At 41.2% G+C, this 13,463-nt stretch carries 13 protein-coding genes; 7 read left to right on the top strand and 6 right to left on the bottom strand.

All coding sequences use genetic code 11. The annotated features are described in order from the left end of the window. Entirely contained in the window at positions 1-852 is an 852-nt protein-coding gene (locus tag AC59JO_RS13985; protein ID WP_413670067.1) for a DUF4198 domain-containing protein, read from the top strand. 583 nt (positions 853-1,435) lie between these two features. On the opposite strand, the gene AC59JO_RS13980 is transcribed toward AC59JO_RS13985, so the two are convergent. From AC59JO_RS13980 to AC59JO_RS13960, 5 genes are all read right to left on the bottom strand, one after another. Further along, a complete protein-coding gene (locus tag AC59JO_RS13980) occupies positions 1,436-2,743 on the bottom strand; it encodes a carbohydrate porin (protein WP_497306008.1) in 1,308 nt (435 codons plus the stop codon). A gap of 41 nt (positions 2,744-2,784) precedes the next feature. Next, positions 2,785-3,432 carry an HD domain-containing protein gene (locus AC59JO_RS13975; RefSeq protein WP_413670069.1) on the bottom strand — a complete coding sequence of 216 codons (648 nt, stop codon included), beginning with the start codon at positions 3,430-3,432 and terminating at the stop codon, positions 2,785-2,787. 53 nt (positions 3,433-3,485) lie between these two features. After that, entirely contained in the window at positions 3,486-3,725 is a 240-nt protein-coding gene (locus tag AC59JO_RS13970) for a helix-turn-helix domain-containing protein (protein ID WP_413670070.1), read from the bottom strand. A gap of 270 nt (positions 3,726-3,995) precedes the next feature. Beyond that, positions 3,996-4,493 carry a hypothetical protein gene (locus AC59JO_RS13965; protein WP_091208919.1) on the bottom strand — a complete coding sequence of 166 codons (498 nt, stop codon included), beginning with the start codon at positions 4,491-4,493 and terminating at the stop codon, positions 3,996-3,998. Further along, the gene (locus AC59JO_RS13960; protein ID WP_091208922.1) at positions 4,494-5,669 is read right to left on the bottom strand and encodes a THUMP domain-containing class I SAM-dependent RNA methyltransferase; all 1,176 of its coding nucleotides are present in this window, start codon (positions 5,667-5,669) and stop codon (positions 4,494-4,496) included. It lies immediately after the preceding gene. Between the two features lie 88 nt (positions 5,670-5,757). Here AC59JO_RS13960 and AC59JO_RS13955 point away from each other — a divergent pair, with 88 nt between their 5' ends. The 4 genes from AC59JO_RS13955 (at position 5,758) to AC59JO_RS13940 (ending at position 9,236) form a co-directional block, all read left to right on the top strand. Next, positions 5,758-6,126, top strand: coding sequence for a DUF3127 domain-containing protein (locus tag AC59JO_RS13955; RefSeq protein WP_413670071.1), 369 nt, complete (start codon positions 5,758-5,760; stop codon positions 6,124-6,126). A 157-nt stretch (positions 6,127-6,283) separates the two neighbouring features. Continuing rightward, the gene (locus AC59JO_RS13950) at positions 6,284-6,502 is read left to right on the top strand and encodes a GDCCVxC domain-containing (seleno)protein (RefSeq protein ID WP_497306004.1); all 219 of its coding nucleotides are present in this window, start codon (positions 6,284-6,286) and stop codon (positions 6,500-6,502) included. Between the two features lie 113 nt (positions 6,503-6,615). Then, the gene (locus AC59JO_RS13945) at positions 6,616-8,427 is read left to right on the top strand and encodes a sensor histidine kinase (RefSeq protein ID WP_413670073.1); all 1,812 of its coding nucleotides are present in this window, start codon (positions 6,616-6,618) and stop codon (positions 8,425-8,427) included. Between the two features lie 116 nt (positions 8,428-8,543). Then, positions 8,544-9,236: a response regulator transcription factor gene (locus AC59JO_RS13940; RefSeq protein ID WP_413670074.1), complete on the top strand. Its 693-nt coding sequence runs from the start codon at positions 8,544-8,546 to the stop codon at positions 9,234-9,236. A 15-nt stretch (positions 9,237-9,251) separates the two neighbouring features. On the opposite strand, the gene AC59JO_RS13935 is transcribed toward AC59JO_RS13940, so the two are convergent. After that, positions 9,252-9,608, bottom strand: a complete 357-nt coding sequence (locus AC59JO_RS13935) for a bleomycin resistance protein (RefSeq protein ID WP_413670075.1) — start codon at positions 9,606-9,608, stop codon at positions 9,252-9,254. A gap of 266 nt (positions 9,609-9,874) precedes the next feature. Between AC59JO_RS13935 and AC59JO_RS13930 the strand changes: the two genes are divergently transcribed. Next, complete coding sequence (locus AC59JO_RS13930) at positions 9,875-10,606, top strand: hypothetical protein (protein WP_413670076.1); 732 nt, start codon at positions 9,875-9,877, stop codon at positions 10,604-10,606. A 78-nt stretch (positions 10,607-10,684) separates the two neighbouring features. Beyond that, positions 10,685-13,459: a TonB-dependent receptor domain-containing protein gene (locus tag AC59JO_RS13925; RefSeq protein ID WP_497306001.1), complete on the top strand. Its 2,775-nt coding sequence runs from the start codon at positions 10,685-10,687 to the stop codon at positions 13,457-13,459. Positions 13,460-13,463: the final 4 nt, after the last annotated feature.

The raw sequence follows: 13,463 nt of genomic DNA, 5'->3' as shown, positions 1-13,463 counted from the left end.
ATGAAGCGCACCTCTGTTTTCATCATTATACTACTGCTCATGATCGGCTTCGCGGCCAGTTCGCAGGATTTTTTCTTATTGCCACATAATTTTTACGTTCATAAAGGCGATAAGCTTAACCTGCATTTACTGAGCGGGAACGAGTTTAAACCTGAAAATGAATTTAAATATGCCACGGCTAAGGCAACCAAGTTTATGCTTTACGAAGGCTCAAAAAAAACAGATCTTTCAAAAATCACTAACCAGGCCGATAGCAGTCTGCTTACTTATGAGCTGCAAAACTCGGGCCTTGCCCTTTTTGAGTTGGTTAGGAATGATGAAACGGAATCGGAAAGGAATAAATTTATCAGGGCGCTTGAAAGCGAAGGGCTTGATAAAATGGCCGAAGAAGCAAGGGCCAGCAGTCAGCAGTATTTTGTTGAAAGGTACCACCAGTCAACAAAAACGCTTATTTCTGTTGATAAGGCCAATGGTAAGGATTTCGATAAACCCCTGGGCGAAGATTACGAAATTGTGATCCAGCAAAACCCTTATAAAGCCGCCTATGGCGATGATGTAACAGCACAGGTGCTTTTTAGGGGTAAACCAATGAAAGACGCTGTTGTAATTCAGTATGTACGTACGATTAACGGCACTATAATTCCGCAAAAATTGTTAAGTGATAGTAACGGTTTGGTGTTTTTTAAACTAAGCCGCGAAGGAGTTTATATGATCAGCTCAACCCATGTTGAGCCATCGCAGGATAAAAAGGCCGATTATGAAAACTGGACTACCACGTTCACTTTTGCCTTCAGTAATACGGATGACGTACCTAATTCATACCGGGAGTTTGGCTTTGGGAACAAACATTAATGAGTAGCAGTTTTAAGTAGCAGCGGCAGTTATTTAACGGAGGGAATGAGTTTTACTCCTGTTGTATAACTGCCGCTGTGCTTCATGTTCCATCAGGGTCTCTCGCAGATTTAAGTTTACCCACAAAATTGTTTTGTCGTTTAATCAGCAAGTGTTTTGTTTTGCCCCTCTGAGGCAAAGGGTATTTCTATCATTTTTTATGCTACAAACCTTTTGCACCTCTGGTGCAGCTATCCTAAGACACCTTTGATTAACACCTAATTATGTTATAAAGCCATGCCGGCCCCAGCGGGGCCACGTGTTTATAGCCTAAAAAAGCAGATTTATGGCTCCGTAGGTGCCCCCTATTGAAATTTCAGATTGGTGATTTTGTGGGTTAACTTAAACTCGCAGAGGACCCTGAGGTTCGCCGCGTTCAAAACATCTAATAGATATTTTGAACAGCGATCTGCATGACGTATACATCAGGGTCCTCTGCGAGAGACCCTGATGGGACGGTGAAGAATATTTTTTATATGTCATCACAATTTTTTTCTGGATTTCCCTGATGGTTACACGCAATGACATAACTGCCGCTGTGCTTTTAAAACTCCACGTGTGCTCTTAGTGAAAACACGTTTACAGGCCCCCTGTCTTTATTATAGGCAGGGTTCAGTAAAAACTGGTATCCTGGTGTAAGCCAGAATTTCTTTTGATAAGCGTTTATTTTATAATCAAGCTCGGCAATAAATTCTGTGCCGTAGTTAAGCTTGCCATCGCCAATGATAAAACCATAACCTCCGGCAGCAAGATAATCGCGATGGGCATTTGAGATACCGTTAGCCACAAAAGCCAGGCCTAATTCGTCATCGCCACGGTTCCATGAACTGCCCTTAAGCACACCGCCAAAGCTTAGCGAGCGGTCAATTTCGGTAAAATACCAGGTTTCGGTTTTACCGTTATTGTAACTCACCTTGGCAAATACCCCAAAATCTTTGGTTAAATACTGGTCGGCACTGATGCCGAAACCATATTTGTGCCTGCCCCAGGCATGGGTAGTATCAACATTAGGTGCAGTCGGACTTAGCGCCAAAGCCTGGCGATAGTCGCCCATTTTACCGTTGTTCCTGAAACCGAGGATCCTGAATGTGCCTTTCTGGCCATTTAAGGTATAGCGCTTTTCGTACTCTAAAGTTTGGGTATTGGCCTTCCCTACTTTCTGATCCCAGATAGCGCCATTAGCAGTGGTGGTCGACATAGTGAAGGCGAAACGCAATGTCCAGTTTGGCTGTCCTAATTCAGTATGTACGCCTAAAACGTAGCCACGGGTGTTGGCCGGATAATCCCATGCTCCGTTATCCATCAAGCTCCAGTTCATGAATTGCGTACGCGGGTCATGACTAAATTCGTTGCCGTCATAAAAATCGGCCATGCCAAATTTACCTACGGTAACCGAAAAATAGCGTTTGCTTTTTAACCCGGCTAACTGGTTGGCATCATCGCTTATGGTATCTTTATCCTTACCCCATTCAAAGTTTTGGGTAAAATATAACCGGGCGATATAGATCTTAGGCTCGGCACCACCTACACGAAAAGTTTCGCCATTGGGAAAGCCTGCTGCTCCCAAAGTTTTGCTCAGGCCGGCTCCACCCGAAAGCTCAGGGTTAAAATATGCTTCAGCACCTTTCCAAAGCCTTGCACCGCCAAAAAGTGTGGTGGTAATAGAGCTTTGCGTTTCCTCGCCGGTAAGCAAGCTGTTATCGCCGGTATAATCAGCATGGAATGATGGTTTGTACTGGGTAATTACCGTTTGCTGGAAATGGAAGTTGAACCGTTGACGTTTAACTGTATCCTGCCCAAAAGTAATGGCAGCAATAAACACGGGTATTATAGTAAATATAAGTTTCTTCATGGGGTATCAAAATTTGGCGCAAAAGTAAGCTTTCGCGTTAACTATGAACCACATTCTTGAAAAAACTGTTTCAAATAATCTTCCATAAAAGCATGTCTTTGCGCTGCAATCGCTTTTCCGGCGGGCGTATTCATCTTATCCTTAAGCAATAGCAGCTTTTCGTAAAAATGATTAATAGTTGGGGCGGTTGTATTTTTATATTCTTCTTTGGTCATGCTAAGGTTTGGCTTAATTTCGGGATTATACAGTTCACGGCCCTTAAAGCCACCATAGGTAAAAGCGCGGGCAATGCCGATGGCGCCAATTGCGTCAAGCCTGTCTGCATCCTGCACTACCGCTAACTCCGGCGAATGAAATGACTTTTGATCAAAGCTGGCCTTGAACGACATGTGCCTGATGATTTGCTGTACATGTTCAATTACAGCAACATCAACATTCATGCTTTGCAGATAGTTACCGGCCGTGCGCGGGCCAATCTCTTCATCGCCGTTGTGAAATTTACTATCGGCAATATCATGCAGCAAAGCAGCAAGTTCAACTACAAGCTGATCAGTTTTTTCTGTTTGGTTGATGAGTTTTGCGTTGGTCCAAACGCGGTGAATGTGCCACCAGTCGTGGCCGCCTTCGGCATTTCTGAGGGTATCGCGTACAAAATCAACAGTAGCGGCAATAAGTTTATCGTGTTCCATCTCCGGCAAAGATACTAAGCAAAAGACGGAACATTAAAATTGTGCATAAAACGTTAAGCCGCAACTGTTTTTTCGGTATTTATAAGTTCAGAAACTTCAATTTCTAAAATAGAAGCAATCTGAAACAGCCTTTCGACGGTTATTTTTGTATAACCTAACTCTATTTTGCTGTAGGCATTTTGCGATATACCTAACTTGGCCGCAAGGTATTCCTGGGTATAATTTAATCCTTCCCTGGTATGCCTGATGTTAGCGGCGATGGCCTTGATCTTAAAATTTAGCATATCTTTCATCCAATTATATTTTAATTCAATTATAACTAACGAGAATAATTGAAGCCCGGATTTCAGATTTTGTAAAAAAATCCAACTCGCCCGCCAGGATACAGGAGATTTTTTTAGGTTTTAATTAAAAGTAAATGCCACCAATGGCCCTATAAGCATGATTACGAAAAAAGTTACGCTTTGGTTTTAACTAAAACTATATTTTTTTCAAAAAAGATTTTTTCAAAAAAAGCGACAGGCCCTAAGATCTGTCGCTTCCAAATATGTTTTATTAATAAACTATTCGCTTAAATCGTAACTAACCGTAACCGAAGGCAATAAAGTAGCCGTTTCAAGCGGTACCTGGTTGTAAGATATGATAGGCCTGCGTTTGCTGTAGTAATCAAATGCGGCCTTCATGGTTGCATTACTGGTATTTGCCGGCGCATTAAAGTTGATAGAAAATGGCAAAATAAAATCATGCAGTTTTTCATGATCAGGAATGATCCATTTATGGTTTGATTTTTTTAGCGCCTCAATGATAGGCACTACCAGTATAGCATCATCGGCATAGTAAACTATGATCTTTTTAATGGTGCCTTTATCATCTGCAGTAAATTTAAACACAGCTGTGCCTGTAGCTTTCTTTTTAATGATCTCGGGCGATACAACGAGGCTGTCTTTAAAAAAGCGGTTCATAATAGGACTACCGCCCTGAAATGGAAATGCTAATTGTGTTTGTGCCTTAACTAATACCGATGATAAAATAAGTGTTATAAATAACAGGATCTTTTTCATTTAATTTTCTTCTTTCGGTTCGCGTTTGCTGCCCTGGTACAGTTCATACTCAAACAGGCGGCAATCAAGCTTACCATTATAAAATTCAATTTTGCGGGCAGCCTTTAAGCCTATTTTCTTGGCTAAATCGGGATTGCCCGTAAAAACGTAACCATTATACCCGAGGCATTTCTTTTTCAGGAAATCGCCCATACGTTTATAGGTGATCTCCAATTTGGTGTGCACACCCAAACGCTCGCCGTATTCAGGGTTAAACATCACTACACCTGTTGCTTCAGGCACCTCGGTATCTTCAAAGTCACAAACGGCAAAATCGATTAAATGTTCTACGCCGGCAGTTTTTGCATTTTTGCGGGCAATGTCAACAGCATCTTCAGAAATATCTGTAGCGATGATTTTAAAGCCGGTTTCTTTTTTGGCTTTATCTTTTAATGCACGGCGCTCTGCAAAAAATACGGTTTCATCATAACCAAGTACGTGCATAAAGCCGTAGTTCATCCTGAACAAGCCAGGATGTTTATCGGTAGCCAGCAAGGCGGCTTCAATAGCCAGGGTGCCCGAACCGCACATGGGGTTAATGAAAGTACTTTTCATATCCCATTTGGTAGCCATAATGGTTGATGCCGCTAATGCCTCAAGCATAGGTGCTTTGCCCGGTATTTTACGGTAACTATGTTTTGCCAGGGTTTCGCCGGATGTGTCCAGGAAAATTTCGGCACGGTCATCCTGCCAGTAAAGGTGCACCAGCGCTTTATTAACCTCGGGGCCAGAGTCGGGCCTGATGCCTTTGATAGATTTGATCCTGTCAACAATGGCGTCCTTTACCTTTACATTGGCAAACAAAGGGGTAAGGATGTGCTCGTTATTTACGTTTGATGATACCGAAAAATAGCCGGTAAAATCGATCAGCTTTTCCCATTCAATGGTTACCAGCTCATCGTAAAGCTCTTTCGGGTCGCGGGCGGTGAAGGTTTTTAACGAATACAGGATCTGGCTTGCGCAGCGCAAATTCAAATTAAGCGGAATGGTATCTGTAACGGTACCTTTTAGTTCGACCCCTGTGGGGAAAACACGCACCGGCTCAAAGCCTAAAGCTTCAACTTCCCGTTGCAGGTAAGTTGAAAGCCTTTTGTTACATGTAATTATGATTTTACTTTCGGTGTGGAAAACTTGCATATTAATTCGGCAAAATTAAGAATTAAAAAGCCCCTATTTTAATTTCTTACTATTAACTTTACATTTTTAAATTATTTGAAGATTAATTATGGAAGTTAAAGGTAAGGTACATGAAGTATCGGCTACCCAGCAAGTAACCGATTCACTTAAAAAACGCGAACTTATACTTGAATATATTGAGAACCCTCAATACCCTGAATATTTAAAGTTTGAGGCTATACAGGATCGTTGCAATTTGCTTGATAATGTAAAGATTGGGGACGATGTAGAGGTTTCTTTTAACCTTAAAGGTCGCCCATGGACGGATAAAATGGGTAAAAAAACCTATTTTAACTCATTGCAGTTATGGAGAATTACTCCTCTTGCAGCTGCTAACAATGCATCAGCTGCTCCGCAATATGCAGCACCATCAGCTGATATCAGCTCATCAGCCGATGATGACGATCTGCCATTCTAAGAACAGAAAAGCATAAGTAATAAAATATTTCAAAAGGCCCTTTATCAGGGCCTTTTGTTGTTTACAAGATTTCATATTACTATATTGATGTAGATCTGTAATAACACCAATCAAATAGGTTATCATATAGCAGCTATCAAAGAACGAGCAAAATAATATGGCAACAACTCAAATTCAAACGCAATCATTGCTCACCTGTCCTTTTTGCGGATATCAAAAGGAAGAAACTATGCCTACTAATGCCTGCCAGTACTTTTATGTATGTGAAGGCTGCCAAACCATGCTAAAGCCGCTTGCAGGGAATTGTTGCGTGTATTGCAGTTATGGAACAGTAAAATGTCCGCCGGTACAGGCTGGCACTTCCTGCTGCCGATAACCTGGCCATACTAAAGTCGTAGAAAACAACACTTTAATGTTAGTTACATTTGTTAAATTTTGTTAAATACAATTTTTGTGTGCGGATTTAGGATAATTTTGTTTGTTTAATAAATGAAGAAAAGGAGCATAGGTTTAATTATTGGCTTAATGAGCTTTGCGCTGTTGGGCGTAATGGCTATGCAATTTTATTTTCTGAGGCAATCATACCAGATGCAATCCGATTCATTCGATCGCCAGGTGAGGGAAGCCATGAATAATGTGGTAGATAAAGTTACACGCCAGGACGCAAACAATTTTTTGAAAACCAAAACCCAGCAAGCAGCCATCAGTACTGATAATGAAGAGCCGGGCATCAGCACAATAAAGGTAACTGGGTTACCCAAAGAAAAAAGGCATTCTACTGCCCGCGAAAAACGGATTGCATTACTGCGCGACAGCCTGCAGCGCATGATTGAGCGTAAAAAAATGGATGATGAGCTTAACGGCTTGTTACAAACCGAGGGTACTGTTGATTTTAAGGTACGTGTTGAAGAATATACTGATGAGTTTGGTGTGGTACACGAACAGCTTACGCCCGAGATTGTACATACCCGCATCACCCGCAGGTTAAGCCGGCCCAAAAAGCTTCATAAATATGATACACTGAGATATGTTTATGTCGACCCTCAGTTCGGCAAGCAAATGATTTCAGTACCACGGATCAATCCGCTTTGGGTGCAGGAGCAAAACCGTAGGCAAAAGGAGCGTCAGGTTCAACAGATCAAAAAAATGCTTGAGACTGATTCGCTTGAAAAAGTGAACAGTGTGGGGACCAAGCCTACAGTTATTGAAAACCTGGCCGAAGAATATCGTAAATCGGGCGAGCCGTTGAATAAGCGAATCAACCCTTTCTGGATAGATTCATTACTCCGTTTTGAGCTTCATAATAAGGGTATTTTTTTACCCTTCAGCTATGAGGTTACAACAGCCAACAGTGATTCACTGATATTTTCAAACGCCAGCGATAGCCAGGGCGAAAAGCTGCCTGTGTTTACCGCAGCAAATACTTACCAAACCCCCATTTTTACTAAAGAAGTGATCAATGATCCGGGCAAGATCAGGCTTTCGTTTCCGCAAAAAAACTCACTGATTTTGAGGAATATGACAGCTACCATGGCCACAACCGGCGGCCTTACCATGGTGTTGATCCTTTGCTTTGGGTATACCATATTTTCGATATTAAGGCAAAAAAAGATCTCAGAAATGAAGATCGATTTCATTAACAACATGACCCACGAGTTTAAAACCCCGGTGTCAACTATTATGATAGCCAGCGAAGCTTTAAGGGATAATGAAATTGCAGAAGACAAAAGCCGGGTAGCCCGTTTAGCCAACATCATATTTGAAGAAAATGCGCGCCTGGGCAGCCATATCGAAAGGGTGTTGAACATTGCCCGTATTGAACGCAATGATTTTAAGCTGGAGAAGAAGCCGGTTGATGTGAACGAAATGGTGAGTATAGTGCTTGATAGTATGGCGCTAAAACTGCAAAAATGCGATGCCAAAACCACACTGCACCTCGATGCCGAAAACGCCTATATCATTGCCGATGAGCTGCATTTTTCAAACGTGTTGTATAACCTGATTGATAATGCTATTAAGTACAGCAACGAAGCACCCGATATAACTATCAGCACATTTATTAAAAATGGACAGGTTGTTATTAAAGTAGCTGATAAAGGTATAGGTATGAGCCGCGATCAGCAGTCAAAAATATTTGAGCAGTTTTATAGGATTCCTACAGGGAACCTGCATAACGTTAAAGGTTTTGGCCTGGGCTTAAGCTATGTTAATACGATAGTTAAACGCCTTAATGGTACCATAAGCGTAAAATCAGAAAAGGAAAAAGGCTCGGAGTTTGAGCTGAAATTTGCGGTAGCGTAATTCTTAAGTCGGAAAGTCCGGGAGCCCGGGAAGTCCGAAAGTGGGAAGCAGCGAAATACAATAACTAAAATAATCTTACGGACTTACGGACTTTTCCGACTTCCCGACTAATAAATATGAAGAAAATACTACTGGTTGAGGACGATGCCAATTTAGGTTTGTTACTGCAGGATTACCTTCAATTGAAAGGTAAGTTTGATGTTGTTTTATGTAAGGATGGTGAAGAAGGCTTGCGCGCTTTTACCAAACAAACTTACGACCTGCTGATACTGGATGTGATGATGCCTAAAAAAGATGGTTTTACACTTGGCAAGGACATTCGTAAGATCAATACCCAGGTACCTATTATTTTTGCCACTGCCAAGGGTATGATAGAGGACAAAACCCAGGCATTTAATTTAGGTGGCGATGATTATATAACAAAACCCTTCCGTATTGAAGAGTTACTGTTGCGTATTAATGCCTTATTAAAACGTACGGATAACCCGGGCAAAAAAGAAGAGGAAAAACAAACCTCCTTCAAAATTGGGAAATATACCTTTGATTACACTACGCAGATGATTATGACTGCAGATAATCAGCAAAAACTATCAACCAAGGAGGCTGAACTGCTGCGTTTACTGTGTGTGCATAAAAACGAGGTACTTACCCGCGAGGAAGCGCTGTTGAATATCTGGCATGATGATAATTATTTTAACGGCCGCAGTATGGATGTATTTTTGAGTAAGATCCGCAAATATCTGAAAGACGACGCTAACGTAGAGATCATCAACGTACATGGGCGCGGGTATAAGCTGTTGATTAACTAATTACCCGATACGTAATCATCCTTCTCCTGACATATCCTCACCAAAATGGATGATGTTACCGTTATTGTCTAAAATACTAAACTCTTTTGTTTTCCAGGGCCGTATTTGCAAATCAGCATTGGGATGCACTATGCCCAGCGGCTTATATTCAGCATATAGCTTATCAACCTCCATTACAAAAATATAACAGCCAGTGTTTTGAGCAATTTCCGGATTGCTGCAAGGCCACAAATGAATAAACAGGTTATCGCGGTGCATAATGAGGTAGCCGTCCCAGCTTGCATTAAAAGTAAAGCCCAGCTTTTCGGTATAAAACTTAACGGTTTCTTCTTCATTTAATGAAGCTAAAACTGGTATTGCGGTTTTCAGCATAAAAGAGCTTATATTTTATAAAATTACAAAGATCATTTGCTCCTGTATATCTTTTTGGGTAATTATCCAGGAGTTGAATTCAATTGCTTAATAGGTAATTATTGGCTTTTGTGCCATGCTTGTTTTAACTCATGCGTAATAAATATAAAACAAACGCAGCATTATTTTAATGTAACATGATTAATACACATGTATCGATGTATAAAAGGGATCGCATTTGGTAATTAACTCGAAGTCACGTAATTTCCATTTTTAGAAAAACCTAAATGGTAAAAAAATTACTCCTGGCCTTAGTTATCACCTGGGGCATAATAGCAAACGATAATGTTTCTGCGCAAACGGGCATCGATAGCACCGGTTTAAGCTTCGCAGTTGCTAAATACAATACTGCCATAGGTCAGCAATCGCACTTGTATAACGGACCGGAATATGAATTTTATGATCCGCTAATAAAAGGCAACGCCTATGTTTTTGACAACAAGGTATTTACCCCAGGTTCGGTTAGGTACGGCGCTGCTGTTTACAGCGATGTCCCAATGTTATATGATCTTAATAAGGATTTAGTAGTAGTACTGCTGTATAACCACTTTACCAAATTTTCATTACTAAGTGAGCGGGTACATGAATTTTGGCTGCTTAACCATCATTTTATCCGCATCAATACTGATTCGACAGGCAAAGCTGCACTTGCTACCGGTTTTTATGATCAATTATATCCGGGGCGAAAAATCGGGATTATAGTAAAAAGGGCCAAGAGCATCCAAACCAGCACCGGCAGTAATACAGTGGAATCTTATTTTAGTGAAACAAAAGGCTACTATGTTAAAAAAGGGGGAAACTATTTTAGTTTCAGTGGGAAAAGCGGGCTGTTAGATATTTTTAAGGATAAGAAAAAGGAGCTGCGGCAATATATAAAGGCAAATAACATTGACTTCCGCGAAAACTTTGAACAGGCTATAGTTAATGTGGCTACTTATTACGATCAATTAACTAATTAATGTATCGCGCTATGTTGTTAATGCATGGCGAAGGTGATATTGCATTGAATGTATACGGCAGGAAAATAAAATAACCGGATGAAAAAAATTTACTTTCTAAGTTTTTGCTTTTTGATTTTAATTAAACTGTGCCACGCCCAGCAGGGGCGGGGAAAATCAATCAGCGTAAACTTTCAGCAAGCTACTATTGAACAGTTTGTAACAGAACTGGAAGCCAAATCAGGCTTTCATTTTTTTTACGACCCAATGCAGTTTGACAGTTTGAAGGTAACCCTGCAAGTAACGGATAAACCTATTGAAGCTATATTGGGCCAGGCCTTCAAAAACACCGGTTTTAGTTTTGCCATCACCAAACAGCAGCAGGTATTTTTAACCAAAGGGCGCGAAATACAAACCGGGCTGGCAATTGGTTATTTTGGTATCACAGCTGCCAATGCAACCGCAGCCAATATGAGTGTTTCGCCTGCCAATGCCGATCCTGATAAAGATAAGAAGATCCCTGAAGCAACTACCGAAAATAAGCTGTATGAAATAGGCCTTAAAACCAATACCATTGAGGCGGGCACGGCAACACTTTCCGGTTACGTGAAGGAAGCTAAATCCGGCGAATCAATAACCGGGGCCAGCATTTATGTCACCAATACAAAAACAGGGGTAGCTACCGATCAGTTTGGTTATTTCACCATCAAATTACCAAAAGGCAGGCAGGTTTTAAGTGTAAGGGGTATCGGCATGCGCGATACCCGCAGACAGATCATCCTTTACTCGGACGGTAAGATCATTATTGAGATGCAGGAGCAGGTAACCAGCCTTAAAGAAGTAAAGATCTCTGCCGAAAAAGTGGCAAACGTACGCAATGTGCAGTTGGGTGTAAACAGGCTTGATATTAAGAGTATCAAACAGGTACCTACCGTATTTGGCGAGGCCGATATATTAAGGGTGGTGCTTACCCTGCCCGGCGTTCAGTCGGTAGGTGAAGCTACAACGGGCTTTAACGTTCGCGGTGGCTCGGCCGATCAGAACCTCATCCTGATGAATGATGCCACTATTTATAACCCATCACATTTCTTCGGCTTCTTTTCATCATTTAATCCCGATATAGTTAAGGATATCGAACTTTACAAAAGCAGTATCCCGGAAAGATTTGGCGGGCGTTTATCGTCGGTATTGGATGTAACTAATCGCGAGGGAAATAAGAAGAAATTTACCGGTTCGGCAGGTATTGGTTTAATCACCAGCAGACTTAATGTTGAAGGGCCTATCATCAAGAATAAAACCTCGTTTTCATTCGGCGGCCGTACTACTTACTCCGACTGGCTCCTTAAACTCCTGCCCGATGCCTATAAGCATAGTTCGGCCTCGTTTTATGATCTCAATCTTGACATAAGCCACCAGATAGATGATAAAAATAACCTGTATTTAACCAGTTATATAAGCAAGGATAAATTCAGGCTCAATAGTGATACTGCCTACAGTTACAGCAACAGGAACATCAACCTTAAATGGAAGCATAATTTTAACAATAAACTATTCAGCGTTATCACCGCCGGTATAGACAGGTACCAGTATGATGTTTCAAGTGCCGATAACCCGGTGAATGCTTACAAGCTCAATTTTGACATCAACCAAAGCAATTTCAAAACAGATTTTACTTATTATCTTAATCGTAAAAACACTGTCGACTTTGGTTTAAGCTCCATTTATTATAAACTCCATCCGGGCAGTTTTCAGCCGCTTGGCAATCAATCATTGGTAGCCCCCGATGTTGTAGCCACGCAGCAGGCGCTTGAAAGCGCCCTGTACCTTGGCGATAAGTTTGATGTAACCGATAACCTGTCGATAAGCGGCGGTGTTAGGTATTCTATCTACAATTTCCTGGGGCCGCAAACGGTTTATAACTATGCGCCTAACCTACCTAAAACAAGCGCCAACCTGTTGGATAGTACCAATTATTCGAGCGGAAAATTTATTAAAACTTATTCGGGGCCCGAGATCAGGCTTTCGGCAAGATATCAATTAGGCGATAACCTATCCATAAAAGGAGGTTATAATACATTAAGGCAGTATATCCACCTGTTATCAAACACAACAGCCATATCCCCTACCGATGTTTGGCAACTGAGCGATCCTAATATCAAACCCCAATATGGCGACCAGGTATCGTTAGGCCTTTACCATAATTTGAAATCAAATACCATCGAAACATCGGTTGAGGTTTATTATAAGCGATTAAGGGATTACCTTGATTACAAGAGCGGGGCCAACCTGGTATTAAACCATCATATTGAAACCGATGTGATAGGTACACAAGGTAAAGCATATGGCATTGAGTTTTTGGTAAAAAAAGCAACAGGTAAAGCCAACGGATGGATCAGCTATACTTATTCGCGCACTTTTTTAAGGCAAAATGATCCTAATGCCGGTGATTTGATTAATGGAGGTGCTTATTATCCTGCAAATTTTGATAAACCGCATGATTTTAATTTTATTGGCAACTACAGGTTTTCCCACCGGTTTAGTGTTTCTTTAAACCTCACTTACAGTACAGGCCGGCCCATTACGCTACCTATTGCCAAGTATGAATATGGTGGCTCTGAACGGGTGTTTTATTCGGACAGGAACCAGTACCGCATCCCGGATTACTTCAGATCGGATTTTTCAATGAACATTGAAGGAAACCATAAGGTACATCAGTTAACACATAACTCATTTACAATAGGGGTATACAACTTAACCGGAAGGCAAAACGCATATTCGACATTCTTTACAGAGCAGGGCGGGGCCATTAACGGCTACAAGCTATCCATATTTGCTAAACCTATTCCGTTTATTAATTATAATATCAGGTTTTAATCGA

It is taken from the genome of Mucilaginibacter sp. A5337, from assembly GCF_059690695.1.
The sequence above is the reverse complement of the archived record's forward strand: the minus strand, read 5'-3'. Positions and strand labels throughout refer to the sequence as shown.

Bases quoted from the DNA above. Each gene is read 5' to 3' on its own strand.
- AC59JO_RS13985 (WP_413670067.1), top strand. From the start codon at position 1: ATGAAGCGCACCTCTGTTTTCATCATTATACTACTGCTCATGATCGGC.
- AC59JO_RS13980 (WP_497306008.1), bottom strand. From the start codon at position 2,743: ATGAAGAAACTTATATTTACTATAATACCCGTGTTTATTGCTGCCATT.
- AC59JO_RS13975 (WP_413670069.1), bottom strand. From the start codon at position 3,432: ATGGAACACGATAAACTTATTGCCGCTACTGTTGATTTTGTACGCGAT.
- AC59JO_RS13970 (WP_413670070.1), bottom strand. From the start codon at position 3,725: ATGAAAGATATGCTAAATTTTAAGATCAAGGCCATCGCCGCTAACATC.
- AC59JO_RS13965 (WP_091208919.1), bottom strand. From the start codon at position 4,493: ATGAAAAAGATCCTGTTATTTATAACACTTATTTTATCATCGGTATTA.
- AC59JO_RS13960 (WP_091208922.1), bottom strand. From the start codon at position 5,669: ATGCAAGTTTTCCACACCGAAAGTAAAATCATAATTACATGTAACAAA.
- AC59JO_RS13955 (WP_413670071.1), top strand. From the start codon at position 5,758: ATGGAAGTTAAAGGTAAGGTACATGAAGTATCGGCTACCCAGCAAGTA.
- AC59JO_RS13950 (WP_497306004.1), top strand. From the start codon at position 6,284: ATGGCAACAACTCAAATTCAAACGCAATCATTGCTCACCTGTCCTTTT.
- AC59JO_RS13945 (WP_413670073.1), top strand. From the start codon at position 6,616: ATGAAGAAAAGGAGCATAGGTTTAATTATTGGCTTAATGAGCTTTGCG.
- AC59JO_RS13940 (WP_413670074.1), top strand. From the start codon at position 8,544: ATGAAGAAAATACTACTGGTTGAGGACGATGCCAATTTAGGTTTGTTA.
- AC59JO_RS13935 (WP_413670075.1), bottom strand. From the start codon at position 9,608: ATGCTGAAAACCGCAATACCAGTTTTAGCTTCATTAAATGAAGAAGAA.
- AC59JO_RS13930 (WP_413670076.1), top strand. From the start codon at position 9,875: ATGGTAAAAAAATTACTCCTGGCCTTAGTTATCACCTGGGGCATAATA.
- AC59JO_RS13925 (WP_497306001.1), top strand. From the start codon at position 10,685: ATGAAAAAAATTTACTTTCTAAGTTTTTGCTTTTTGATTTTAATTAAA.